Source organism: Faecousia intestinalis (genome assembly GCF_040096185.1).
GTDB lineage: Bacteria > Bacillota > Clostridia > Oscillospirales > Oscillospiraceae > JAZOXB01.
In genome coordinates, this window is the sequence record NZ_JBBMFF010000271.1 from 1 (window position 1) to 21,527 (window position 21,527).

The window sequence follows — 21,527 nt, forward strand, 5'->3', positions numbered from 1 at the left end:
GCCGGGAGCGGCATGCCGCTCCCCTGCAGGGTTCCCCGCGCAATGTGCGCATTGATTTTTCCCCTTGCGTATGCTATACTTTTTCCGAAAATCAAAAAGAGACCGAGGTATTGTTATGGATCAGAAAGCTCTTGCCGCCCTGCTCTTCCCGGACGTGACGGAAACGCCGGAAGACCTTGAGGCGCGTTATCCCGCCCGCGACCTTCCCGAGGGCGCGGTCGTTACCCGCATGGCCCCCTCCCCCACGGGCTTTGTCCATCTGGGCAACCTTGTGCAGGGCCTTGTCGCCGAGCGCATGGCGCACCAGTCCGGCGGCGTGCTGTTCCTCCGCGTGGAGGATACAGACGCCAAGCGCGAGGTGCCGGGCGCCGTGGAGGTGCTCATCAACACGCTGAAGCACTATGGCATCCACTTTGACGAGGGCGCGACCATCGACGGCGATTCCGGCGCTTACGGCCCCTATCGCCAGCGCCAGCGCGCCGCGATCTACCATGTCTACGCCAGGCAGCTCGTTCTGCAGGGTGATGCCTACCCCTGCTTCTGTACCGAGGAGGAGCTGACTGCCATGCGCGCCGAGCAGGAGGCCAAAAAGGTCAACTTTGGCTACTACGGCGAATATGCCGTCTGGCGCGACAGTCCCATCGAGGACGTCGAGGCCGCCATTGCCGCAGGCAAGCCGTGGGTGCTGCGCTTCCGCTCCACCGGCTCCATTGAAAACAAATTCAAATACAGCGATCTGGTCAAGGGCACGCTCACCGTTACGGAAAACGACATCGATCAGGTCCTGCTGAAGTCCGACGGCATCCCGACCTATCACTTCGCCCACGCCGTGGATGACCATCTCATGCGCACGACCCATGTGGTGCGCGGTGATGAGTGGCTGCCCAGCCTGCCGTTCCACCTGCAGCTGTTCCGCGCGCTCGGCTTCCGCATCCCGAAGTATGTCCACATCGGCCCGCTCATGAAGATGGACGGCACGTCGAAGCGCAAGCTCTCCAAGCGCAAGGACCCGGAGCTTGCCCTGACATACTACAAGGCCGAGGGCTTCCCGGTGCGCGCCGTGTACGAATATGTCATGACGCTGCTGAACTCCAACTACGAGGACTGGCGCAAGGCCAATCCCACGGCTTCCTCGGACGACTTCAAATTCTCCTGCAAAAAGCTCAACCCGGCAGGCGCGCTGTTTGACTATGCCAAGCTCTGTGACGTCTCCAAGAACGAGATCGCCAGGCTGGACGCCGCCGAGGTCTATGACCTTGCGCTGGAATATGCGAAGGAATTCGACCCGGACTTTGCCGCGGCGCTCGAAAGCGACCCGGAGTATGCCCGCAGCATCCTCGCCATCGGCCGCGGCGGCAAGAAGCCGCGCAAGGACCTGACGACGTGGAAGGACGTCCGCCCCTACATGGCCTTCTTCTATGACGGGCTCTTCACGCCCGGCGAGTTCCCCGCCCAGTTTGACGGTGCGGTCGTCCGCGGCATTCTGGAAAAGTTCCTGCAGACTTATGACCCGGCGGATGACGCCGCGGTCTGGTTCGACAAGGTCAAGGCCCTGACGGCCGAGGCGGGCTTCTGTGCCGATATGAAGGCCTACAAGGCCGATCCTGCGGCATGGCCCGGCTCCGTGGCAGACGTTTCGACGTTCCTGCGCATTGCCGTGACCGGCAAGACGAATTCCCCGGACCTCTACACCGTCATGCAGCTGCTCGGCAGCGAGCGCACAGCCGCCCGCATCCGCGCCGCGATGGACCGCCTGTGAGCATGGAGCCGCGCGTGCTCAATCTCGCTGCCTACCCCCGCCGCGCTCACTTTGACTATTTCCGGCAGATGGCCAACCCCTATCTGTCCGTCACGGCCCCGTGCGACATCACGGCCCTGCGCCGCCTGACGCAGGAGAAAGGCCTGCCGTTCTTCCTGACGGTGCTGCACTGCGCCATCAACGCCGCAAATGCCGTGCCGGAGCTGCGCCAGCGCATCCGCGGCGAGGGCATCGTGGAATATGACCGCTGCCTCAGCTCGCACACCGTCGCCCTGCCGGACGGGACCTACTGCTACTGCACACTCGACTGCGCGCAGCCGCTCGGCGCGTTTCTTCCGGCCGCGCAGGCCGAGGTCGCGCGCGTCAAGGCCGCGCCCTCGCTGGACGATGGAGCCGACCCGGACGAGCTCTTCTTCGTCTCGAGCCTGCCGTGGCTGACATTCTCGGCCATTTCCCTGCCGACGCCCACCCCGGCGGACAGCAATCCCCGCATCACCTTCGGCAAATTCACGCAGGAGGGGGACCGGGTGCTGCTGCCGGTGAATCTGACCGCAAACCACGCGCTGGTGGACGGCCTGCATCTTGCCGCCTTCTTTGACGGCATGGCGCAGCGCGCCGCTCATCCGGAGGAGTATTTTTGAAGAAAAAACTGGCTATCTTTGACATGGACGGCACGCTGTTCGACACGGTTCCCGCCAATCAGGCCGCCTATGCCGTCGCGCTCGCGCCCTACGGCGTGAGTCTGAGCGTCGAGGACTTCGCCCTGCACTGCAACGGGCGCTACTACCGCGATTTTCTCGGCGAGCTGCTCGGCGGCGACAAGGCCAAGATCGACGCCGTGCACGACGCGAAGCTCGCCGCCTACCCCGCCCTATTCCACCGCATCCGCGAAAACACGGCTCTGTTCTCCCTGCTGCAGACGCTGCGCGCCGACTATCACACCGCCCTCGTCACGTCCGCCACGCGCTGCAGCGTCGAGGCCATCCTGCGGTATTTCCACCGCGAGAACTGCTTCGACCTGCTGCTGACGAATGTCGAGGTCCCGCACAAAAAGCCCGCGCCGGACGGCTTCCTTATGGCTATGGAGCACTTCGGCGTCGCCCCCGCCGACACGATCATCTTCGAGGACTCCCCCGAGGGCATTCAGGCCGCGCAGGCCAGCGGCGCACCGTATCTGCTCGTGCGCGAGATCCGTTAAAAAATCCGGGCCCCTGGCCCGGATTTTTGATGATTCAATTCGCTCAGGATCAATCTTTTTCGCTCACAAAAGCTCTGCCAGTGTTTTCAGCGCGGCCGGAAGGCGCTCCGTTGGCATGCAGACATAGTTCACGATCGCGCAGCCGCTGTTTTTCCCGTCGCTGCGGTAGTCGCTGAGGAAGCGCAGCGAAAGCCCGCGCTCCGCAGCACTCCGCTTCAGCTCGGCATCGGAGCGGGACGTCGCCAGCCGCAGCAGAAAGTGTGTCCCGGCGTTTTCCTCGATGATCTCGCAGCGCTGCGCCAGAGAGCTGGCCGCAATGGCCGCCAGGATGGCCGCGCGCTTCTCGCGGAAGCGCTTGCGCAGGCGGTTCAGATGGCGCTCATAGTCGCCGGAGGCGATGAAGCGCGCCAGCGTGAACTGCTCGAAGCTCGGCACGGCGCAGGCGTAAAAGCCGAGCTGCGTGCGCAGCCGCTCCATAAGCCGCGGCGGCAGGCAGAGGTAGGCAATACGCAGCGAGGGCGCGATCGTCTGGGAAAATGTGCTTAGATACAGCACCCGGCCCTGCCCGTCCAGACTGAACAGCGGCGGCACGGGCAGGCCCGTGTGGCGCAGCTCACTGTCGTAGTCGTCCTCGATGATATACCGCTCCGGGGCCTCTGCGGCCCACGCCAGCAGCGCATTGCGGCGGCGGATGGGCATGACAATGCCCGTAGGATAGTGGTGCGCCGGGGAAATATGGGCGATCTGCGCACCGCTGGCCCGCAGCGCTTCCACGGACAGGCCCTCGCTGTCAAGGCCGATGGGGCAGACGGTCACATCGTTCGCCGCGTAGATGCCGGAAATTTTGCGGTAGCCGGGATCCTCGACGGCATAGCGCAGCCTGCGCCCGAGGAGCTGCACGATGAGGCCATAAAGGTACTCCGTGCCCGCGCCGATGAAGATCTGCTCCGGCGAGACGCGCAGGCCGCGCGCCTGCTCCAGATGAGCCGCAATGGCAGCGCGCAGCTCCGGCGCTCCGGCGAAGTCGACCGGCTGCATCAGGCGCTTGTCCGCGATGACCTCGCGCATCGTCCGCACCCAGACGGAGGCCGGGAACGGCACGTCCTCGCCCGTGCCGCCGCTGAGGTCGAACAGCGGCTCCGGCGCGGTCGGCTGCGGCAGGGACGGCATATGCGGCGGCTGCACAAGGACGCTGCTGCCGATGGCACAGACATACACGCCGCTGCGCGGGCGCGCCTCGGCATAGCCCTCGGCCAGCAGCTGGGCATAGGCGCTCTCCACCGTGACGACGCTCACGCCCAGATGGGCGGCCAGCACGCGCTTGGACGGCAGGCGGGACCCGGCAGGCAGCCGTCCGGCGGCAATATCGTCGCGGATGCTCTGGTACAGCTGCTCATAGAGCGGATGGCCGGGCGTTTTTTTCAGGGTGTAGGTCAGCATGGCAGTGCCTCCATCTGGTCTGATTAAAAAATTCTGTTTTGGGGCTTTTCATCAGTCCAATTTACAGTATAATAGGTTTCACCATGAAAAGCAAGAGAGGAAACCCATTATGAAACAGACAAAGCTCCGCACCCTGATCCTGGCCGCCATGTTCGCCGCGCTGACCTGTGTGGCCACAATGATCATCCACATTCCCTCGCCGATCGGCGGCTACTTCAACCTCGGCGACTGCATGGTGCTGCTCAGTGCCTTCGTGCTCGGTCCGGTCTGGGGCACAGCGGCAGGCGGCATCGGCTCCGCGCTGGCCGACGTCATTTGCGGCTATTTCGTCTACGCTCCCGGCACACTGGTCATCAAGGCTCTGATGGCGCTCGCCGCCGCCCTGATCTTCTGTGCCTTCGCAAAGAACGGCAGCCGGTTCGGCAAGACCTTCTCCGGTTCTCTGCTCGGCTCCGTCGCAGCGGAGATCATCATGGTCGTCGGCTATTTCCTGTATGAGCTGCCGCTGTTCGGCTATGCGCCCAGTCTGGAATCCGCCGTCACAACAAACCTGCCGCAGGCAGCCGTCGGCCTTGTGGCCGGTATGGCGCTGTTCACGCTGCTCGACCGCACGCATCTTGCGGCCCGTATGAAAGGAGAACCCATCCATGCTTGAGGATATCTGCAGACAGGCCGAACAGGCCGCAGAAGAACTGATTGAAAAAGCAAAGCTGCATCCCGGTCAGATCGTCGTGATTGGCTGCTCCACGAGCGAGATCTGCGGCAGCCGCATCGGCTCGGACTCCCGTCCGGAGGTCGCCGAGCAGGTCTTTGCCGTCCTGCACCGCGTGCTCACGGCCCACGGCCTGTATCTGGCCGCGCAGTGCTGCGAGCATCTGAACCGCGCCATCATCATCGAGCGCGAGGCCGTCCCTGGCGCAGACATTGTGAATGTCGTCCCGCAGCCGAAGGCGGGCGGTTCGTTCGCCACGGCCGCTTACCACGCCTTCCGCGATCCTGTCGCCGTGGAGAGCATTCGTGCCGATGCCGGGCTGGATATCGGCGGAACGCTCATCGGCATGCACCTGAAGCAGGTCGCCGTGCCCGTCCGCCTGCAGCTCGATCACATCGGCAGTGCCATCCTGCTGGCAGCCCGCGTCCGCCCGAAGTTCATCGGCGGTGTCCGCGCCGTCTACGATCAGGACTTGCTGTAAAAAAGAGAAAAATCAAGGCCTGTTCCGCGAATTGTGGAACAGGCCTGTTTTTATGTCTCCTGCAGGCGGACATGGATATGATAATCGATATGCCCGGCCGTTTCGTTTTCAATGGCAACGGAATACGAGACGTCCATCTCTCCGCCCGCGTCCGTCAGGGTGTTTTCAAGGCGGTCGGTCAGGACCGTGATCATCAGCGCACCGAAGCCCATGTCATACAGGGAGCGGTCCTCATGCCCCAGCTCGAACACCATCTGCGACTCCAGCGTGCCGCTGCGCTGCAGGGTGATGCGCGCAGGCTCCACGCGGAACACGGTCGTTGTACCCTCCATGCCCGTCAGCTCGCTCTCCTCGTAGGACAGCAGCAGAATGTCGCCCTCGCGTTCGAGCGTGCCCTCCGTCACAAGGCTCGTCTTCTCCGGCTCGTCCGTGCCGAAGCGCTGTGAGCCGGTGATGGTCAGAACAACCTTCATCTCAGTCCTCCAGCGCCAGCTCGATCAGATTGTCCAGCAGCTCGGGATAGGGAATGCCGCTGGCCTCAAACAGCTTGGGATACATGGAGATGGACGTGAAGCCGGGCAGGGTGTTGATCTCGTTGAAGACGATCTCCTGCCCCTCATAGGTCACGAAGAAGTCCACGCGGGACAGGCCGCGGCAGCCCATGGCCTCATAGATGCGGATGGCGTTGTCGCGCACGCGCTCTGAGACCTCCTCCGGGATGCGCGCCGGGATATAGAGCTGGGCGCAGTCGGAGATATATTTGGCGTCGTAGTCATAGAATTCCGTGCCGGAGTCGATCTCGCCGCAGACGGAGGCGGCCGGACCGGCATTGCCGAGAACGGCGACCTCGACCTCGCGGCCGTTGATGAACTCTTCCACAAGGATCTTGCTGTCGTATTTTGACGCATTCGTCAGCGCCGCCAGCAGCGCCTCGCGGTTCTTGGCCTTGCTCACGCCGACAGATGAGCCCGTTCCGGCGGGCTTGATGAACACGGGATAGGAGAATGCCTTTTCCACGCCGTCCAGCACGGCCTCGGGGTTATTCGCCAGCTCGCGCGCCGTGACGAGCCGCCACGCCGCCTGCCGGATCCCGGCGCGATCAGCGACGAGCTTCGTCAGCGTCTTGTCCATGCAGGTGGCGGAAGCCGCCACGCCCGGCCCGACATAGGGCAGACCGGCCAGCTGCAGCAGGCCCTGAACGGAGCCGTCCTCGCCGTTTTCGCCGTGCAGGGCAGGGAAAACAACGTCGATGCGCTCACGCACAACGCAGTCGCCCTCAAAATTCAGCAGGCCCTGCCCGCGCACCGGTGAGATCGCCGCGCGGCGGTTCTCCGGGCAATGCTGCCACTCGCCCGTCGGCAGCTTGCTGTAGTCCCTGCCGCCGTACAGGATCCATTCGCCGGTCTTGGTGATGCCGACCGGAAAGATGTTATATTTTTCCTTGTCGAGGTTGTTCAGCACGGACTCCGCAGAACGCAGCGAGACCTCATGCTCCGGGGACACGCCGCCGAACAGCACACAAACACTCAGTTTTTTCACGTTTTGCTCCTCCATCAGGATTCCGGCAGTACCGCACGATCCGGCGAGGGCCGAAGGGGAATGATGCGGTGTTGCCTTCATTTCAAGTCACTATATCATATGCCATCCGGCCGATAAAAACAAGTGGTATTTTCCATTTTTTCTTTGTTTTCCTGTGGAAAAAATCGGGCAAAGCCGCTATAATGGTCTGGAAAGGAAGGTGAGGCTGCGATGACCGTAGATCTGACCTCTGCAGAGTTCCGCCAGCTTCTGGACATGGTCTATATCGGCAACTGGGTGCTGAACTCCGCCCGCGGAGACGACCGCATCACGGAGTACGACCGGATCGAAAGCAAAATTTTCGGCCTGTGCAGCGGTACGCCGCTGTCCGCGCTCGTGGAAAAGCGGCTCGGCATCTCGTTCCCGTCGCGGGCCTTTGAGGACGGCGGCATCCACGAGGCCATTGCATACTATGAAGACGCCGTATTTTTTGACATCCTCGCAGAGGAGCTGGCACGCCGCGATCTCGGCTATCCGGATTCCGGCATGTATAACGAGCTGAACGAACGGATGCAGAAATATCTGGCCGAATTCGACGCCAACGGCGTGGAAAACGTCACGGTCGACGGGATCGACTGAATACGGGACTGGAAAAAGGATCGCCCTGCGGCGGTCCTTTTTATCGTTTGGGACGCGTTTCCGCACCGCACTCCCCCGACCGCATAGGCCTCCGGATTTATCATTGCGAGGGGCCTGCGAATTCGCCGAGGCTTGCCTGTGATTCATCCGGATACTGCGAGATTGCCACGGGCGCAAGCGCCCTCGCAATGACAATTCTGGAAGCCTTATACCGCAAAAAAGCTGCCCCGCCGGAGCGGGGCAGCCGGAACGCATCTATCTGCCGTTTAGTGCGTGAGGAACAGCATCAGGAGGAACAGGATCGTGATGACCCAGGTACCGACCTTGACTTCGCGGATCTTGCCGGTGAAGATACGGATGAGCACATAGGAGATCAGGCCGAACGCGATGCCGTAGGAGATGTTGTAGGTGAAGGGCATCATCGCCATCGTGAGGAACGAGGGCAAAGCAACGGACGGATCCATCCAGTCGAGGTCCTTGACGCAGTTGATCATCAGAACGCCGACATAGATGAGGGCCGCAGCGGTGGCCGCCGTCGGGATGAGAGAGGCGATGGGGCTGAGGAACATGGCGATGAAGAAGAGCGCAGCAGTCGCCATGGCCGCAAGGCCGGTTCTGCCGCCCTCTGCAACACCGGCGGAGGACTCGACGAACGTCGTGACCGTGGAGGTGCCGCAGATCGCACCGGTGGTGGTGGCGATGGCGTCGGCCAGCATGGCCTTGTCCATGTTGGGGACCTCGCCGTTCGGCAGCAGCATGTTGCCGCGGGCGCAGGCGCCGTACAGCGTGCCGAGGGTATCGAACATATCGACCATGCAGAAGGCCAGGGACGTCGTGATGAAGACGACGACCAGGTCTGCCGTGCCATGGGCGCTGACATAGGCGCTGAAGTCGAAGCCTTCCGTGAAGACCTTGCCGAAGGCCATCTCGCCGAAATCGCGGAACGGGCCGACGAAGTCGATCTTCAGCGTGGAGCTGAGGTCGCCATAGAAGCCGGGAACGGTCAGGCCGAGCACATAATACAGGGCTGCGCCGCCGAGGATGCCCCACAGGACCGCGCCGCGCACGCCCTTCTTGGACAGGACGGCGATGAGCACGAGGGCCAGGACGGTGACGATCATGGGCATGACGGTCGCCCAGCTGACATTGGCATTGTTGAACAGGTTGAAGGAGCCGAGGGTAACGCCGGTGCTGGCATCCTTCGCGACGAGGCCGACATTCTGCAGGCCGAGGAACGCGATGAACAGGCCAATGCCTGCGGGGATGGCCTTGCGGACGGCGTCGGGGATGGCGGTGAAGATCTTCTTGCGCAGGCCGGTGATGGTCAGCAGAATGAAGATGAGGCCGTCAACGAGAACGAACACAAGGGCGTTGGCGTAGGTGAAGCCGAAGCCGACGCAGACGGTATAAACGAAGAAGGCGTTCAGGCCCATGCCGGAGGCCTGTGCGAGCGGCAGATTCGACAGCAGTCCGATGAGGACGGAGCCGATGACCGCCGAGATCGCGGTGGCAATGTAGATGGCGCCGTAGCTGACGCCGAGGACGTTCGTTCCGTCGCTGAACGGATTGGCGAACATGTTGGCGTTGACCATGAGGATGTAAGCCATGGCCATGAACGTGGTCAGACCTGCCAGGATCTCAGTTCTGACGGTGGTGCCGTGTTTTTTCAGTCCAAAAAACTTTTCCATAAGTACCTCCCGTTTGTTTTTGCCGGTTCTGCCGGGGCCGGCGGTTCCGTAAGAGACCTGCGCGGAGCGGCATCTCCCGCAGGCTCCCATTGCTGTTATCATATCAGATTCTTTGCAGAAGTGCAACGGATTTTCCACAATTTGGTGTAGAAAAATACAGGTCCAAATTGTGCAGATTTCATAAAAAAGGTTTAAGCCCTAAATATAATTTTATAGCGTTCGCGAGTCCCCTGGTGATTTTAGAATATAAATCCTGTTATAAATTATTTATCGACTTGTTTTTGTGCGAAAAGACACCCTTCCGGAAGAGAAGCCTCCTCCGGAAGGGTGTCTGGCAGGATAGTTATGCAGTGCGGTGTGCCTGCTCCAGTACGGCGGCCACGCGCGCGGACTGCTCCGCCATGCGGTCGAAGAATGCCGTGTCGTGCTGCACAATGGCATCGCGGAAGCGGGCAAATTCATAGACCATGCGGTTCTCGGCCTGCGGCAGCGCCACGTCGACCGGTTCGCCGTTCAGTTCGGCCGTGCAGCCGCCGAAGGCGTTGATGGGCCCGTCCTCCGCGAACCAGCCGTTCTCACCCGTGATGCGGCAGCCGCTGCCGAGGTCGGCGTTTTTCGCCGTGAGGATCTCGCACGTCAGGGACGGATACGTCAGTGTCAGCCGCCCGGCCAGATCGATGCCGTTCGGGCCGAGCTCCGCCAGATACCGGACGTCCTGCGGCGCGCCGAACAGGTCGACGGCCATATGCACGCAGTAAACGCCCATGTCGTTGAGCGCACCGGCCTGCATGGCAGGGTTGAAGATATTCGGGTTCTCGCCGCGCAGATAGGCATCGTAGCGCGAGGAATACTGCGCATAGGTGATGTGCGCCTGCTCGATGCGCCCGAGCTTCGGCAGCAGCAGGCGGCAGGCCTCGTACTGCGGCATGAACAGCGTCGTGATGGCCTCAAAGAAGTACACGCCGTTTGCGCGCGCGGCGTCGATGAGCCGCTGCACGTCGCCGCGGGTCACGGCGGCGGGCTTTTCCACGATGACGTGCTTGCCGTGCTCCAGCGCGGCAAGGGCCTGCTCCGCGTGGAAGCGGTTCGGCGAGGCGATGTCGATGAGGTCAAGGTCGCTGCGCTCCAGCATGGCGGCATAGTCCGTGCAGTGCTCCGGCACGCCCATCTCCGCCGCGAAGGCGCGGCCCTGCTCCTCGGTGCGGGAATAGACCACACGGCACTCCATGCCGTCCGTCAGACGGATAGCCTCCTGAATGGTCCGCATGATCGAGCTTGTCCCGACGGTACCCACTCGCAGCATATCAGTTCTCTCCTTCCAGCCCAAACAGGGCAGCAGCATTGTCATAGAGGATCTTCCGCTCCGTCTCCGGCGCAAGGCGCATGCCGCGCAGACGCGCCAGCTCGTGCTGCGGATCCCACATGGGGTAATCCGTGCCGAACAGCACACGGTCCGCACCGTAGGCGTCGATGAGCGCGCGCCCGGCGGCGACGTCCATGGCGAAGAACGACGACGAGCAGTCGACCCAGAGGTTTTCAAAGCGTCCGGCAAGCTGCCGCGCGGCCTCCTGCCAGATCGTGTAGCCGCCGAAATGCGCGCCGATGACCGTCAGGCGCGGGAAGCGCCGCAGGAGCGGGATAAGGCGGTTTGGGTTGGAGAAGTCATAGCGGCTGTCTCCCGTGTGCAGGAGCAGGGGCAGCACGCCCTCGCACTGCTCCGCCAGCGCAAAGCAGCGCGGATCGTCCAGGCGGAAGCCCTGAATATCCGGATGGAGCTTCACGCCGTGCAGGCCGAGGGCGCGCAGGTGGGCGATATCCTCCTCCAGCGTCGGCGAATCGGGGTGCAGCGCGCCGAAGCCGTACAGGCGGTCCGGGAACTGCGCGACCTCGCGGGCGATGAACTCGTTGATATGCTGCACCTGATCCGGCCGTGTCGCTACGGACTGCACAAGAAATTTGGTAATGCCGCCGCCGTGGGCGAACAGCGTCTGCACCGTGCCGTCGAGCGTCTCGCCGGTGTAGTTATAGAAGGCCGCCGTGGTCTGGGCGGCCTTGCGGGCGATCTTTGCCGGGTAAATGTGGCAGTGGGCGTCAAAAACCTTCATCACAGGCGCTCCAGCACCGCCACGAGATACTCCCACGTCCGCGCCGTCGAGGCGATGTCGAGCCTCTCGCGCGACGTGTGGATGTCATGCATCTGCGGGCCGAACGAGACGGCGTCCAGACCGGGCAGGCGGTCGGAGAAAATACCGCACTCCAGACCTGCATGGATAGCCTCCACGACCGGCTTGCGGCCGTACTGGGCCTCGAACACCTCGACCATGACCTCGCGCAGGCGGGAATCCTTCTGGTACTCCCATGCGGGGTACTCGCCGGATTCGCTGTAGCTGCCGCCGAAGCGGACCGCCAGCGCCTTGAGCTGATCGATGAGGCCGAACTTCTCGCGGTTCACGGAGCTGCGCACCGAGAACGTCAGGCGCACGGCATCGGCGTCCGTCGTCAGGATGCCAAGGTTCAGGGAGGTCTGCACCAGACCGGGGATGTCGCTGCTCATGGCCTGCACACCGTTCGGCACGGCGTTCAGAAGGCCGAGCACGGCCTCGCTCTCGGCCAGCATCTCGCCCGCCTCGGCAGGCTCGCAGTAGAATTCCGCATGCTGCTCCGTCTCCGGCAGGGCGGCCTTGGCCGCATTCGCTGCAAACAGCGCGGCAAAATCATCCGCCTCGCTGACAACGACGGCCTCGGACGCACGCGGGATGGCATTGTCCTTGCTGCCGCCCGCGATGGAGCACAGCGTAACGGGCAGGCCCTGCAGCGCCGCCGCAAGGACCTTGTTGGCATTGGCGCGGCCCTTGTTGATCTCCACGCCGCTGTGGCCGCCGGTCAGACCGCGCACACCGACACGCCATGCGTTCCCCTGCACAGGAACACGCTTGACGGGAACGGTCAGACAGGACGTCGCGCCTCCGGCGCAGCTGACGGTCAGGATGCCCTCGTCCTCGGAGTCGATGTTCAGCAGCACACGGCCCTGCAGGCCGCTCATATCAAGGGCTGCCGCGCCGAGCATGCCGATCTCCTCGTCGACGGTAAACACCGCCTCGAGCGGCGGGTGCTTCAGCTCGCTTGAGTCCAGCACCGCCAGCGCATAGGCCACGGCGATGCCGTCGTCGCCGCCGAGCGTCGTGCCGTCGGCAAAAATATAGGTGTCGTCATGGCGCAGGCGCAGGCCGTCCTTCGAAAAATCGATGTCGCACTCCGCATTCTTCTCACAGACCATGTCGAGGTGGCCCTGCAGGATCACGGTGGGGTGGTCCTCATAGCCGGGGCTGGCCGGCTTGCGGATGATAACGTTGTTCGACGCATCCTGCTGCCAGCTCAGGCCGCGCTCCTGTGCAAAGCGGACGCAGTAGTCCGAGATCGCCTTCGTGTCGCGCGAGCCATGCGGGATGGCGCACAGCGTCTCAAAAAAGCCCAACGCAGCCGCAGGCTGAAGTCCTTCTAAAACACGCATAACAATAGCCTCCTTTTTTGCTCATCATAGCACATTTTTCGGATATTGTCCACGGGTCAGACACGCAGAATTTCGGTTTCGTTGGCATTCCAACAGACTTTCCGCCTGCATTTGTTAAAATAGATGCGAACAGGAGGGAATGCCATGATTCTGGAAGGATGTCAGGGAAAGCCCCGCACGCCCGAAATTTTGGAGAAGGTCTGCCCGCAGTGCGGCAGCGAGATTGAGCTGTTCACCTGCGACACGCAGGCCGTGTGCGAGCACTGCGGCTTTGTGGTCTATAACGACACGCTCAGCTGCGTGCAGTGGTGCAAATATGCCCGCCAGTGCGTGGGCGACGCAATGTATGAGCAGATGATGGCCATTGCCGAACGGCAGAAAGCCAACCGAAAGTTACGCAAATCGGAGGATAACACCCATGATCAGACGGATCATTGAAATTGATGAAGAACGCTGCACCGGCTGCGGCCTGTGCGCGAAGGCCTGCCACGAGGGCGCCATCGCCATGGAAAACGGCAAGGCGAAGCTGGCCCGTGAGCATTTCTGCGACGGGCTCGGCGACTGCCTGCCCGCCTGCCCGGCCGATGCCATCCGCTTTGTGGAGCGCGAGGCCCCTGCCTATGACGAGGCCGCCGTGCAGGCCGCCAAGGCGGCGCAGTACCCGGCGGGCGGCTGCCCCGGCGCGCAGGCCATGCGCTTCACCCCGTCCGCCGCACCCGCGCAGGACGGCGCGGCGTCCGCCCTGCAGAACTGGCCGGTGCAGATCAGGCTGCTGAGCACCTCGGCCCCCTATCTGCAGGGCGCGGACCTTGTCATTGCCGCAGACTGCACGGCGTTTTCCTGCGCGCAGTTCCACAGCCGCTATCTTGCCGGGCGCATCGCCATGATCGGCTGCCCGAAGCTCGACGCCGTGGACTACAGCGAAAAGCTCACGGAGCTGTTCCGCCGGAACGACATCCGCTCCGTCCTCGTCGTGCGGATGCAGGTACCGTGCTGCGGCGGCCTGACCTACGCCGTGGAGACGGCGCTCGCCGCCTCCGGCCGGGATATCCCGCTGCGCGTCGTCATCCTGACGCCGAGCGGGGAAGAGGTAGCATAAAAATCGCCCTGAGAAGCATTTCTGCTTCTCAGGGCGTTGCTTTTTTCAGGCCAGCTTTTCTCCGGCCAGCCAGACCTCACGGCGGTTCAGCTCGGCATCGCAGATCACGAAATCCGCCTGCTTGCCGTCGCGGATGGAACCGACCTCGTCCAGGCAGCCGAGCTGGCGGGCGGGGTTATAGGTCGCGGCGCGGACGGCATCCTCGCGCGGAATGCCGAACGAAATGGCGCGCAGCATGCAGTCATAGACATTCGTAGCGGAGCCGGCGATGGTCCCGTCGGACAGGCGGGCCACGCCGCCCTGCAGGAACACGGGCTGGCCGCCCAGCTCATACTCGCCGTCGGGCATGCCGCAGCAGCGCAGCGAATCGGAGATGAGCACCATGCGCGCCGGGCCGAACATACGGAATGCCAGCCGCACGGAAGCGGGGTGGACATGCTGGCCGTCGCTGATGAGCTCCGCGCTCACCTGCTCGTTCTCGACCGCGGCCGGGATGACGCCGGGCTTGCGGTGGTGGATGCCGGGCATGGCATTATACAGGTGCGTCAGGTGCGTGACACCTGCTTCAATGGCGCAGACGGCATCGTCATAGGACGCGTCCGTGTGCGCGATGGAGACGGTGCACTGCTTGCTTGCCTTGCGCACAAATTCCGCTGCACCGGGCAGCTCCGGTGCGACGTCCACGATGCGGACGATGCCGTTGCCGGCGGCAAAGAGCTTGCTGAACGCCTCAAAGTCCGGCTCGCGGAGATAGGCGGCGTTCTGTGCGCCCTTTTTCTTCTCGCTGAAGAACGGCCCCTCCATATGCGCGCCGCGCACGACGGCGCAGCCCGCGGGGCGCTCGTCCGCCATGCGGTAGGCCGTGGCAAAGGCCGCAGCCAGCGTCTCATACGGCAGGGTCAGCGTCGTGGGGGCAATGGAGGTGATGCCGTTCCTGGCACTGTAGCGCGCCATGCGGACATAGTCGTCCCAATTGCCGTCGGAGTAATCCGCGCCGGAATTGCCGTGCGTGTGGATATCGAGCAGGCCGGGGATGACATAGGCGCCGTGCAGATCGACGGCGTCCGGGCCCGGCTGGCCCAGCACACGCGCGAAGCGGCCGTTTTCCACGGCGAAGGCTCCGTGCTCAAAGCGGAATTTCTCCGTATAGATCATTGCATTCTGAAACTGCATGGTATTCTCCCTCCGTCCGGGCTCAGGCGTTTTTGCGCAGCTCCGGCAGACTGGCGGCCGCCACGGACTGGCCGACACGGCGCGTTTTCTCATCCGGCAGCATGACGCGCACCTTCTGCGCAAGCTCCGGATATTCCTCGTTCAGGATGGACAGGCAGGTCTCGAGAATGACGCTGCCGCCGAGGCCGGACATGACGCGGCCGAGCACGATCATGTGGTGCACGTCGTAGAAGCGGCAGTACAGCTTCAGCGTATGGGCCAGATATGCGCCGATGGAGGCGAAGATCCGGCGGGCGCGGCTGTCGCCCTTCTCCATGAGGTTCTGCACGACCTTGAGCTTTTCAGCGGGCGTGAGCGCGGAATCCAGCTCGATGCCGGCGCGCGGCGCGAGCTTGATGACGGCGTCCTGCGAGAAATACTTGCAGCCGACGCCGATGTCCGTGGACCACTCGTCCGCCATGGCGTCCTCAAAGAGGTCGACCGGCGCAAAGGCCAGCTCATTGAGCCAGCCGAGCACCTTGCCCTCGGCGTCGACATAGCCGACGGCCTCGGACGTACCCATAGCCATGCCCATAACGGAGCCGCACTCCAGGCCCATGGCACCGGCCAGCGCCGTCACGTCGCCGTCGTTCGCCACGACGATCGGCACATCGCCGATCTCCCTGGCCGCGCGGTCATAGATCGTCTTGACAAGCTCGCGCTTTTCGCGCGGGACCTTCAGGAACAGGGCGGAGACCATCGGGCTGTTGCCGATGAACACACCGGCGGAGGAAACGCCGATGCCGTCCACGCGCGGCATTTTGGACGCGGCCGTGCGGAAGGCCTCGACGATGCCGTTGAAATGATACTGGGGGTCCGGCTCCGTCTTCGGGTGCCAGACGACCTCCTCGGAATAGACGGTCTTGCCGTCGATGACTGCGGAGACCTTGCGGTCGGAGCCACCTGCATCAAAGCCGATGCGGCAGCCCTCCATATGGCCGCCGATGGCGACGGAGGACTCGTTTGCCTGCGGCAGCTGCTCGGGCGTGCAGTCGATGACCTCGAACGGCACTTCATAGACGTCCTGCATGAACTGCACGTCGAACGCGCGCTCGCCCGAGAGGGTATAGGCGCGCTGCAGGCGCTGCGCCAGCGCGCTGTCGCCGCAGATCCAGATGCGGAAGCCGCCGATGGACCACAGCAGGAATTTCACATAGCGCTCGACATAGCGATAATCGGCCTCGGCCATTTCCGGCGTGCCGTGGATCTTCGTCTCACGGACAGAGATCTTGCCCTGATCGCGCTCGAGCGCGATGGTCAGGGGCTTTTCCGCGCCCCTGGCATAGGCCTCGAGCCACACGCCGAAGGGGATAAAGTCCGGATCGAGCTCCGGCATATGCTTGACGGAATATTCAACGCCTAAATACTGCATAGCTCCTCCTCAGTTTCGCTTTGCCGCTTCTTCTGCGACGATGGCCTGCATTTCGTCCCAGTGGGCCTCCATGTCGGCCACCAGCTTCATCTGCGCACGGGCGCGCACGAGATTGTGCTCGGGGTAGGCGACGCGGAAATAGCGGTCGCCGTCGAGATAGTCGGTCAGGAAGCGCACGGCCAGCTCGAGCGTGATGATCTTTGCGCCGAGCGGCAGCAGCTCCAGCTCCTTGGGCGTCAGGCTCTTGCAGGCGGCGAGATACCCCGCCGTGTAGACCTGGAACAGGTGCAGATTGATGCCCATTTTCGAAAGGTCCTTCTCATCCTCGGCCGCAGTCGCCGCGCCGAAGCGGATGGAATCACCGTAGTCATACAGCGACGAGCCGGGCATGACGGTGTCGAGATCGAGCACGCACAGCGCCTTGCGCGTCTGGCGGTCGAACAGAACGTTATTGAGCTTCGTATCGTTGTGCGTGACGCGCAGCGGCAGCTCGCCGCTGTCGAGCAGGCTGCAGAGCGTGCCCGCCTCCTGCTCGCGGTCGAGCGCGAAGCGGATATCGTCCGGCACGCCCGCCGCGCGGCCCGCGAGATCGTCCTGCAGGGCCTTGCGGAAGATGCGGTAGCGGTTCGTTGTGTTGTGGAACAGGGGAATCGTCTCGTGGAGCGTCTCCGCGGGGAATTCGCGCAGCATCTCCTGGAAGCGGCCGAAGGCGATGGCGCTCTCATAGAAGTCGGTGTCGGACTCCGGGGCCTCAAGGCAGATGCCGTCGGCAAATTCATAGCAGCGCCAGTACTCGCCCGCCTCATCGATATGATAGTATACCCCGGTATCGGCCGGAATAAAATTCAGGACCTCATGGGGATCCTCTGCGCGCTCCCGCAGGTACTGTGTCACGGCACCGACATTCTCCATCACAGCCTTCGGATCGGCAAACACATAGCGGTTGATGCGCTGGAGAATATAGGCGTGCCCGTCGTCCGTCTTGACCTGATAGGTGCAGTTGATGTGGCCGTGGCCGTATTTCTCACAGGTAATCGGAGCGCCGCTGATGGCGAAGTGGGTAATGGCTGGCTCCACGCGGTGTGCAGTCTTCAAAGCAGTATCATCCTCTCGTTTTTCCCATGCTATGCCGCCGTACAGGCGGATGGGAATCCGCATTGCGGTCTTGTTTTCCTTGTAATGCGTCGGAATCCATGTTTTTGGCAAGATTTCCGGCGCGCCGTCCAAGAACAGGTCGTTACGTCGACCGCATTTCCGCTATTATATCAGGATTTTACCATAATAGCAAGCAAATATCCCATTTTCGACGGTCCTTCCAAAAAAGTTCACATTTTATCGGGTATCTTTTGGGCATTCGCAGAGGTCATTCCGCGCTGCTGAGGTCCTGCGTGCTGCGCAGGGTCGCATACAGGCCGCCGAGGCGCATAAGCTCCTCGTGCGTGCCCTGCTCGCAGATGCGGCCGTCCGCCACAACCAGAATGCGCGAGGCGCTGCGGATGGTCGAAAGACGGTGGGCGATGATGAGCGTCGTGCGACCCTCGGCCAGATGGTCGAGCGCGTGCTGGATCTTCGACTCCGTCACACTGTCGAGCGCGCTCGTGGCCTCGTCCAGGATCAGGATAGGCGGATTCTTCAGGAAAATACGCGCGATGGACACGCGCTGCTTCTGCCCGCCGGACAGGAGCGTGCCGCGCTCGCCGACATAGGTGTCGAAGCCGTCGGGCATGGCCATGATATCGTCATAAATTTCCGCCTGCCGCGCCGCCTCCCGGATCTCCTCCATGGTAGCGTCCGGGCGGCCGTAGCGGATGTTGTTCGCAATGGTGTCGGCAAACAGGAACACATCCTGCTGCACGACACCGATGGCGTGGTGCAGGGACTCCTGCGTGACCGAGCGCACGTCCTGCCCGTCGATGCAGATGCGGCCGGACGTCACGTCATAAAAGCGCGGGATCAGGCGGCACAGCGTGCTTTTGCCGCCGCCGGACGGGCCGACCACCGCAACGGTCTCGCCGGGCCGGACGTGCAGCGTGACGTGCTCGAGCACCTCCTGATTTTCCTCATAGGAGAACGAGACGTCCTCAACGTCGATCGAGCCGCGGACATGCCCGAGCGCTTTCGCATCCGGCGCGTCGCGCAGCTTCGGCTCCGTGCGCATCAGCTCGACGAAGCGGCCGAGGCCCGCAAAGCCGTTGGCGAACATCTCGGCGAAATTCACGAGCTTGCGCACGGGGCTCGTGAACGTGGAGATATACAGGGAGAACGTGAACAGGTCGACCAGATCCATCCGGCCCTGCATGATGAGCGTGCCGCCCACGGTGATAACGGCCACGCTCAGGATCGAGAGGAAGAACTCCAGCGAGCCGGAGAAAATGCCCATCTCGCGGTGGAACTCCCGCTTCGAGACCTTGAAGCGGTCGTTGGCCTCGCTGAACTTGCCGAACTCCACAGCCTCGTTCGCGAAGGCCTTCGCCGTGCGGATGCCGGAGAGCGAGGACTCGATCTCAGCGTTGATGGCCGCCGTGCGCTTCTTCACGCCGCGCGAGACCCTGCTCATTTTCCGGCGGCGCGTGATGACGACGATAAGCAGGATCGGCAGGATGACGCACACGACCAGGGCCAGCCGCCACTCGATCGTGAACATGACGGCGAGCGCGCCGACGATCGTCAGCAGGGAGATCATCAGGTCCTCCGGGCCGTGGTGCGCCAGCTCCGTGATCTCGAACAGGTCCGTCGTCAGGCGGCTCATGAGCTGGCCGGTACGGTTGTGGTCATAGAACTCATAGCCGAGGCTCTGCATGTGGCGGAACAGGTCGCGGCGGATATCGGCCTCAACGCGGATGCCGAACGTGTGGCCGTAATAGGCGATGATATAATAGAAGAACGCGCGCACGAGGTACGCCGCCGCCATGATGCCCATGACGACAAAGAACGTATGGTAGGCGTGCGCGGGCAGCATCGTATTGATCGCGCGGCGGGAGATGAGCGGAAAAATGAGATCGACCGCGCCGATGAACAGCGCGCAGAGCATGTCCAGCAGAAACAGACGGCGGTGCGGACCGAAATACGACAGGAAAATGCGCAGCAGGCCATGCTGCTGATAATAGCGGGTATCGCGTCTCACTCAGGCCGCCTCCTTTCCGACAATGTTCTGGATCCAGACGCCGCGGCGGATCATGATGAGGCCGACAACGCACTTGCCGATATCGGCCAGCTGGCAGCAGAGGAACAGCGGCACGATCGGCAGGCCGGTGAAGCGGCTGAGCACAAAGGCCATCGGCACGGTCAGCACGCAGACATAGAAGCTGTCGAACAGGAACGTCACGAACGTCTTGCCGCCGGAGCGCAGGGTAAAATAGCAGGCGTTGGCCAGCGCATTGATCGGCATGCACAGCGCGCAGATGCGGATAAACGAGGCCGCAAGGCCGCGGATGCTGTCAGACGTGTTATAGATCTGCGGAAACAGGTGGGCCACAAGGGCCATCAGGCCGCCGAGCACGATGCAGATGCCGACGGAGAATGTGATGAGCTTACGGTCCGTATCGGCGGCTTCCTCCATCTTCCCCGCGCCGAGCAGCTGGCCGACGAGGATGCCGACGGCATTGCCCATGGCCATAAAGGCGACATTGAACACGTTCGAGACGGTCGAGCAGATGTTATAGGCCGAGACAACATCATAGCCGCGCACAGAGTAGCACTGCGCCAGCAGCGCCATACCTGCCGCCCAGAGCGTTTCGTTCAACAGGAGCGGGATGCTCTTTTTCGCAATGTCGCGGGCCAGCGCGGCCGGGATGCGGAACGAGCGGTACACGCCGCGCAGATAGGGCACGCGCTCCGGGTTGCGGTGCGCCCAGAGCATGACGACACCCGCCTCGACAAAGCGCGCGATGACCGTGGCAATGGCCGCGCCTGAGGCACCGAGCCGCGGGAAGCCGAGATAGCCGAAGATCAGCAGCGTGTTGAAGCAGAGATTCACCACAACGGACACGACGCCCGCAACCATGGGCACGACGGTCTGGCCCGTTTCGCGCAGCGTGCCGGAATAGCACTGCGACAGCGTGAACGGGATAAAGCCGACGAGCATGATGAGCAGATATTCCTTTGCATAGCCAAGGCTGGCCGCGATCTGCTCCGGTGAGCCGTCGCCCTTGAGGTACAGGAGGATCAGGTCCTCGCCGAACAGCAGGAAAATGCCCGCACCGAGCACCGTAAGGGCCGTGCAGACGAGCAGCTTGAAGCGGAACGTCTGCCGCACGCCGTCCCAGTCGCCCTTGCCGTAATACTGCGCGCCGAAAATGCCCGCGCCGGACACCGCGCCGAAAATGGCAAGGTTGAACACGAAAATGAGCTGATTGACAATGGCAACACCGGTCATCTGCTCCGTGCCGACGCGGCCGACCATGATGTTGTCCAGCAGACTGACGAAGTTCGTGATGCCGTTCTGGATCATGATGGGGATCGCAACGGCAAGCGCCATTTTATAGAACGCCGCATTGCCGATGTATTTCTTTCTGAGCGATGAATGCACGCCTCTTTCCTCCTCTATTCTTTCTATCTTTTTCTTCACAGTCTGCCTATTGTAACAGAATCCGTGCGGAAAAGCAAGAGGCGGCTTATGGGAGCCCTGCAGGGACGGGGCATGCAGGAAGTAGAAAGCGGAAAATTTTGCGAGGCTTCCGGTCGGGCGTTGTAGGGGGCGGCGTCCTCGACGCCCCGCAGCGTAAAGTTACTGTATTCGCCGCAGCCTTTCTGTTATTCGACCGGGTACTGCGAGATTGCCACGTCGCTTCGCTCCTCGCAATGACACATCGGGGAAACGCGGCGTTGGGAATGGTGCGCTGCGCCGAATTAGCGAGCCGATTGCCGCTTCGCGGACGGGCGGGGCATGCCCCGCCCCT

At 62.7% G+C, this 21,527-nt stretch carries 20 protein-coding genes; 8 read left to right on the plus strand and 12 right to left on the minus strand.

What is annotated here, in order from left to right; all coding sequences use genetic code 11:
- The first annotated feature begins 115 nt into the window (after positions 1–115).
- From WMO66_RS14080 to WMO66_RS14090, 3 genes are read left to right on the plus strand one after another with little or no spacing between them, the layout of a single operon-like run.
- Entirely contained in the window at positions 116–1,759 is a 1,644-nt protein-coding gene (locus tag WMO66_RS14080; protein ID WP_349136985.1) for a glutamate--tRNA ligase, read from the plus strand.
- A 2-nt stretch (positions 1,760–1,761) separates the two neighbouring features.
- Positions 1,762–2,400 carry a CatA-like O-acetyltransferase gene (locus WMO66_RS14085; protein WP_349137003.1) on the plus strand — a complete coding sequence of 213 codons (639 nt, stop codon included), beginning with the start codon at positions 1,762–1,764 and terminating at the stop codon, positions 2,398–2,400.
- Positions 2,397–2,957 (plus strand): HAD family hydrolase, encoded by a 561-nt coding sequence (locus WMO66_RS14090; RefSeq protein ID WP_349136986.1) that lies wholly within the window; start codon positions 2,397–2,399, stop codon positions 2,955–2,957. Before WMO66_RS14085 ends, WMO66_RS14090 begins: the two co-directional genes overlap by 4 nt.
- Positions 2,958–3,020: 63 nt before the next feature.
- On the opposite strand, the gene pdxR is transcribed toward WMO66_RS14090, so the two are convergent.
- Entirely contained in the window at positions 3,021–4,397 is a 1,377-nt protein-coding gene (gene pdxR / locus WMO66_RS14095) for a MocR-like pyridoxine biosynthesis transcription factor PdxR (RefSeq protein WP_349136987.1), read from the minus strand.
- A 109-nt stretch (positions 4,398–4,506) separates the two neighbouring features.
- Between pdxR and WMO66_RS14100 the strand changes: the two genes are divergently transcribed.
- Both WMO66_RS14100 and WMO66_RS14105 read left to right on the plus strand, forming a co-directional pair.
- Complete coding sequence (locus WMO66_RS14100; protein WP_349136988.1) at positions 4,507–5,052, plus strand: ECF transporter S component; 546 nt, start codon at positions 4,507–4,509, stop codon at positions 5,050–5,052.
- Positions 5,045–5,590, plus strand: a complete 546-nt coding sequence (locus WMO66_RS14105; protein WP_349136989.1) for a TIGR01440 family protein — start codon at positions 5,045–5,047, stop codon at positions 5,588–5,590. Before WMO66_RS14100 ends, WMO66_RS14105 begins: the two co-directional genes overlap by 8 nt.
- A gap of 50 nt (positions 5,591–5,640) precedes the next feature.
- Here the strand turns inward: WMO66_RS14105 and WMO66_RS14110 are convergent, their stop codons facing one another.
- Positions 5,641–6,063 (minus strand): YwiB family protein, encoded by a 423-nt coding sequence (locus WMO66_RS14110; RefSeq protein WP_349136990.1) that lies wholly within the window; start codon positions 6,061–6,063, stop codon positions 5,641–5,643.
- 1 nt (position 6,064) lies between these two features.
- Positions 6,065–7,129: a D-alanine--D-alanine ligase family protein gene (locus WMO66_RS14115; RefSeq protein ID WP_349136991.1), complete on the minus strand. Its 1,065-nt coding sequence runs from the start codon at positions 7,127–7,129 to the stop codon at positions 6,065–6,067.
- Positions 7,130–7,339: 210 nt separating this feature from the next.
- On the opposite strand from WMO66_RS14115, the gene WMO66_RS14120 reads away from it, so the two are divergent.
- A complete protein-coding gene (locus WMO66_RS14120) occupies positions 7,340–7,747 on the plus strand; it encodes a hypothetical protein (RefSeq protein ID WP_349136992.1) in 408 nt (135 codons plus the stop codon).
- A gap of 266 nt (positions 7,748–8,013) precedes the next feature.
- On the opposite strand, the gene WMO66_RS14125 is transcribed toward WMO66_RS14120, so the two are convergent.
- The 4 genes from WMO66_RS14125 to WMO66_RS14140 all read right to left on the minus strand — a co-directional run bounded on the left by WMO66_RS14125 (position 8,014) and on the right by WMO66_RS14140 (position 12,946).
- A complete protein-coding gene (locus WMO66_RS14125; RefSeq protein WP_349136993.1) occupies positions 8,014–9,435 on the minus strand; it encodes an NCS2 family permease in 1,422 nt (473 codons plus the stop codon).
- A gap of 343 nt (positions 9,436–9,778) precedes the next feature.
- Positions 9,779–10,738 carry a Gfo/Idh/MocA family protein gene (locus WMO66_RS14130; RefSeq protein ID WP_349136994.1) on the minus strand — a complete coding sequence of 320 codons (960 nt, stop codon included), beginning with the start codon at positions 10,736–10,738 and terminating at the stop codon, positions 9,779–9,781.
- Position 10,739: 1 nt separating this feature from the next.
- Positions 10,740–11,540, minus strand: coding sequence for an amidohydrolase family protein (locus WMO66_RS14135; protein WP_349136995.1), 801 nt, complete (start codon positions 11,538–11,540; stop codon positions 10,740–10,742).
- The gene (locus WMO66_RS14140; RefSeq protein ID WP_349136996.1) at positions 11,540–12,946 is read right to left on the minus strand and encodes an aminoacyl-histidine dipeptidase; all 1,407 of its coding nucleotides are present in this window, start codon (positions 12,944–12,946) and stop codon (positions 11,540–11,542) included. The genes WMO66_RS14135 and WMO66_RS14140 overlap by 1 nt, the downstream gene beginning before the upstream one ends.
- Before the next feature lie 144 nt (positions 12,947–13,090).
- Between WMO66_RS14140 and WMO66_RS14145 the strand changes: the two genes are divergently transcribed.
- Complete coding sequence (locus WMO66_RS14145; RefSeq protein WP_349136997.1) at positions 13,091–13,384, plus strand: hypothetical protein; 294 nt, start codon at positions 13,091–13,093, stop codon at positions 13,382–13,384.
- On the plus strand, positions 13,365–14,045 hold the full coding sequence (locus tag WMO66_RS14150; protein WP_349136998.1) for an ATP-binding protein: 681 nt from the start codon (positions 13,365–13,367) through the stop codon (positions 14,043–14,045). The genes WMO66_RS14145 and WMO66_RS14150 overlap by 20 nt, the downstream gene beginning before the upstream one ends.
- Positions 14,046–14,090: 45 nt before the next feature.
- On the opposite strand, the gene nagA is transcribed toward WMO66_RS14150, so the two are convergent.
- The 5 genes from nagA to WMO66_RS14175 form a co-directional block, all read right to left on the minus strand.
- Entirely contained in the window at positions 14,091–15,218 is a 1,128-nt protein-coding gene (gene nagA, locus WMO66_RS14155) for an N-acetylglucosamine-6-phosphate deacetylase (RefSeq protein WP_349136999.1), read from the minus strand.
- 22 nt (positions 15,219–15,240) lie between these two features.
- Complete coding sequence (locus WMO66_RS14160) at positions 15,241–16,629, minus strand: ROK family protein (protein WP_349137000.1); 1,389 nt, start codon at positions 16,627–16,629, stop codon at positions 15,241–15,243.
- 9 nt (positions 16,630–16,638) lie between these two features.
- Complete coding sequence (locus WMO66_RS14165; RefSeq protein WP_349137001.1) at positions 16,639–17,724, minus strand: phosphotransferase enzyme family protein; 1,086 nt, start codon at positions 17,722–17,724, stop codon at positions 16,639–16,641.
- A 268-nt stretch (positions 17,725–17,992) separates the two neighbouring features.
- Positions 17,993–19,753: an ABC transporter ATP-binding protein gene (locus tag WMO66_RS14170; RefSeq protein WP_349137002.1), complete on the minus strand. Its 1,761-nt coding sequence runs from the start codon at positions 19,751–19,753 to the stop codon at positions 17,993–17,995.
- Positions 19,754–21,157: an MATE family efflux transporter gene (locus WMO66_RS14175; protein WP_353963943.1), complete on the minus strand. Its 1,404-nt coding sequence runs from the start codon at positions 21,155–21,157 to the stop codon at positions 19,754–19,756.
- Positions 21,158–21,527 lie beyond the last annotated feature (370 nt).

Coding starts and splice junctions, on each gene's coding strand:
- WMO66_RS14080 (WP_349136985.1), top strand. CDS start 116: ATGGATCAGAAAGCTCTTGCCGCCCTGCTCTTCCCGGACGTGACGGAA.
- WMO66_RS14085 (WP_349137003.1), top strand. CDS start 1,762: ATGGAGCCGCGCGTGCTCAATCTCGCTGCCTACCCCCGCCGCGCTCAC.
- pdxR (WP_349136987.1), bottom strand. CDS start 4,397: ATGCTGACCTACACCCTGAAAAAAACGCCCGGCCATCCGCTCTATGAG.
- WMO66_RS14100 (WP_349136988.1), top strand. CDS start 4,507: ATGAAACAGACAAAGCTCCGCACCCTGATCCTGGCCGCCATGTTCGCC.
- WMO66_RS14105 (WP_349136989.1), top strand. CDS start 5,045: ATGCTTGAGGATATCTGCAGACAGGCCGAACAGGCCGCAGAAGAACTG.
- WMO66_RS14110 (WP_349136990.1), bottom strand. CDS start 6,063: ATGAAGGTTGTTCTGACCATCACCGGCTCACAGCGCTTCGGCACGGAC.
- WMO66_RS14120 (WP_349136992.1), top strand. CDS start 7,340: ATGACCGTAGATCTGACCTCTGCAGAGTTCCGCCAGCTTCTGGACATG.
- WMO66_RS14125 (WP_349136993.1), bottom strand. CDS start 9,435: ATGGAAAAGTTTTTTGGACTGAAAAAACACGGCACCACCGTCAGAACT.
- WMO66_RS14130 (WP_349136994.1), bottom strand. CDS start 10,738: ATGCTGCGAGTGGGTACCGTCGGGACAAGCTCGATCATGCGGACCATT.
- WMO66_RS14135 (WP_349136995.1), bottom strand. CDS start 11,540: ATGAAGGTTTTTGACGCCCACTGCCACATTTACCCGGCAAAGATCGCC.
- WMO66_RS14140 (WP_349136996.1), bottom strand. CDS start 12,946: ATGCGTGTTTTAGAAGGACTTCAGCCTGCGGCTGCGTTGGGCTTTTTT.
- WMO66_RS14145 (WP_349136997.1), top strand. CDS start 13,091: ATGATTCTGGAAGGATGTCAGGGAAAGCCCCGCACGCCCGAAATTTTG.
- WMO66_RS14150 (WP_349136998.1), top strand. CDS start 13,365: ATGATCAGACGGATCATTGAAATTGATGAAGAACGCTGCACCGGCTGC.
- nagA (WP_349136999.1), bottom strand. CDS start 15,218: ATGCAGTTTCAGAATGCAATGATCTATACGGAGAAATTCCGCTTTGAG.
- WMO66_RS14160 (WP_349137000.1), bottom strand. CDS start 16,629: ATGCAGTATTTAGGCGTTGAATATTCCGTCAAGCATATGCCGGAGCTC.